The organism is Mesorhizobium sp. M7A.F.Ca.CA.003.01.2.1, from assembly GCF_003998945.1.
Taxonomy (GTDB): domain Bacteria; phylum Pseudomonadota; class Alphaproteobacteria; order Rhizobiales; family Rhizobiaceae; genus Mesorhizobium; species Mesorhizobium ciceri.
In genome coordinates this window covers 1-2,087 of sequence record NZ_RZRA01000962.1, presented here as the reverse complement: position 1 = coordinate 2,087, position 2,087 = coordinate 1, and the positions used below count along the sequence as shown (strand labels likewise).

The following is a 2,087-nucleotide window of genomic DNA, read 5'->3' as shown; positions in this document are numbered from 1 at the left end:
CCCTGGGTAAGATCGAGGACGGCAAGAAGGTTGGCGTCGTGCTGACGGAGCCCCGCCTGGAGGCGCGCGGCGAACCGACGCTACGCGAGCTCAGCGAGGCGCTGGCCGCCATCTATGGCACCGATTTTGGGGTCCACAGCCCGACCTGGCTCTCCCGCTTCACCGACATGACGCGCCAGGCTGCCGCATATCGCGACAGACGCGTGCTGCTGGCCGGCGATGCCGCCCACGTCCATCCGCCGATGGGTGGACAGGGCCTCAACATCGGCGTGCAGGATGCGGTGAACCTTGGATGGAAGCTGGCCCAGGTCATCAAGGGGATATCGCCGGAAAGCCTTCTCGACAGCTATCACGCCGAGCGCCATCCGGTTGCCGCCCGCGTGTTGCGTAACACGATGGCGCAGGTCGCGCTTCGCCGCACGGATGACCGCAGCAAGGCCTTGGCCGACACCGTTGCCGAGTTGCTCGGCATGGATGAACCCCGCAAAAAGATCGCAGCCGAGATGTCCGGCCTGTGTGTCCACTACGACCTCGAAGAGGGGCACCCGCTGCTTGGGCGGCGAATGCCCGATCTCGATCTGACCACCGCCGGCGGACCGTTGCGGGTCTTCACCTTGCTGCACGACGCGCGGCCCGTGCTGCTCAACCTCGGTGAGCCCGGCAGACTGGACATCGCGCCCTGGGCAGAACGGGTTCGGCAGATCGACGCCGGTTACGCCGGTATCTGGGACCTGCCGGCTCTCGGGAGTGTCGTTGCGCCCGACGCGGTCTTGATCCGGCCCGATGGTTATGTGGCTTGGGCCGGGGCGGGAACCCAACGGGGCCTTGTGGGCGCGCTGACCACCTGGTTCGGGCCGCCTGCTGCCGCAGGTTAGCAGACGCGATCGCGCGACCGCCTTGAGAATATTGCGTCGCTTCCTCCGACAGTGCTCCTGACAGTTTGTTGACAGGAGTTTTCAACTGTGCAGAATTGGTTGGACCATTGGACCACTCGGAGGAAATGTGGACCAGAACAGCCTGCCACCCATTCAAATCACGGCGCGCGACGACGCCGTGTTGAAGGCGTTGGTGGGATTTGTTCGCGCCGAAGCCCTGCAGCTGGGCGACAGACTCCCAACCGAACGCATTCTCGCCGAGCGGCTGAAGGTCAGCCGCAACACCGTGCGCGAGGCTCTGACACGCTGGGAAGGGCTCGGCCTCGTCGAACGCCGGCAAGGCAGCGGCACCTATCTCAAGGCGGCTGTTTCGCCTGATATGCTGCACATGCCGCTGACACTGGCCGGCGGCAATGATTTCACCAGCCTGATGCAGACGCTGGAGATCCGCCGCGCGCTGGAGGCGGAGGCAGCAGCCCTTTGCGCCGAACGCGCCAGCCAAGCCGATATTGCCGAGATCGCACGCAAGCTCGACATCATGGAACAGGCGTTCCGCACGCGCGAGGGCATGTCGTCGGAAGAGGATTGGGAGTTCCACCAGGCGATCTACCGGGTCTCGGGCAATCCGCTGTTCGAGCAGATCATCGCCGCCATGCATGAGCTGTTTCACCGCTTCTGGGAGCATCCGCTCGGCGTGCGTGACTTCGGCCACGCCAGCTTTCCCTATCACCGGACCATCTACGAACGCATTGCTGCCCGCGATCCGCAGGGCGCTCGCGCCGAGGCGCTCAAGCTGATCGCCACCGTCGAGGACGACCTCAAGCGCGGCGCGGCCAAACTCAAACTCTCGAGCCAGACATGAACGAGCATCCATCAGGTTTCGATTACGACTATCTCACCGAAGCGGCCACGCTTTTGGCGCATGACGAACCGTTCCCCGGCGGTGCGGTGGTGCCGCCGATCTACCAGACCTCGCTGTTCACCTTCGCCAACTATGCCGAGATGGCCGATACCTTTGCCGGCAAACGAAGGCAGCCGATCTACTCGCGCGGCGACAATCCCACGGTGATGGAGTTCGAGGCGCGCGTGGCAGCGCTCGAGGGCGCAGAAGCCGCGCGCGGCTTTCCAGTGGCATGGCGGCGATCAGCGCCACAGTGCTTGCGTTCGTCGGTGCGGGCGAGCGCATCGTGGCGGTGCGCAATTGCTATGGCG

General features: G+C 64.8%; 2 protein-coding genes and 1 pseudogene. All 3 read left to right on the top strand.

Going from position 1 to position 2,087, the window contains the following annotated elements; all coding sequences use genetic code 11:
• Positions 1–875: FAD-dependent monooxygenase (locus EN969_RS28295; RefSeq protein WP_206525250.1), on the top strand; the 875-nt coding region annotated here is incomplete at its 5' end.
• A gap of 127 nt (positions 876–1,002) precedes the next feature.
• Positions 1,003–1,737 carry a FadR/GntR family transcriptional regulator gene (locus EN969_RS28290; RefSeq protein ID WP_013531928.1) on the top strand — a complete coding sequence of 245 codons (735 nt, stop codon included), beginning with the start codon at positions 1,003–1,005 and terminating at the stop codon, positions 1,735–1,737.
• Positions 1,734–2,087 (top strand): annotated as a pseudogene (locus EN969_RS28285) (PLP-dependent transferase); the annotation flags it as partial. The gene EN969_RS28290 and the pseudogene EN969_RS28285, both read left to right, overlap by 4 nt.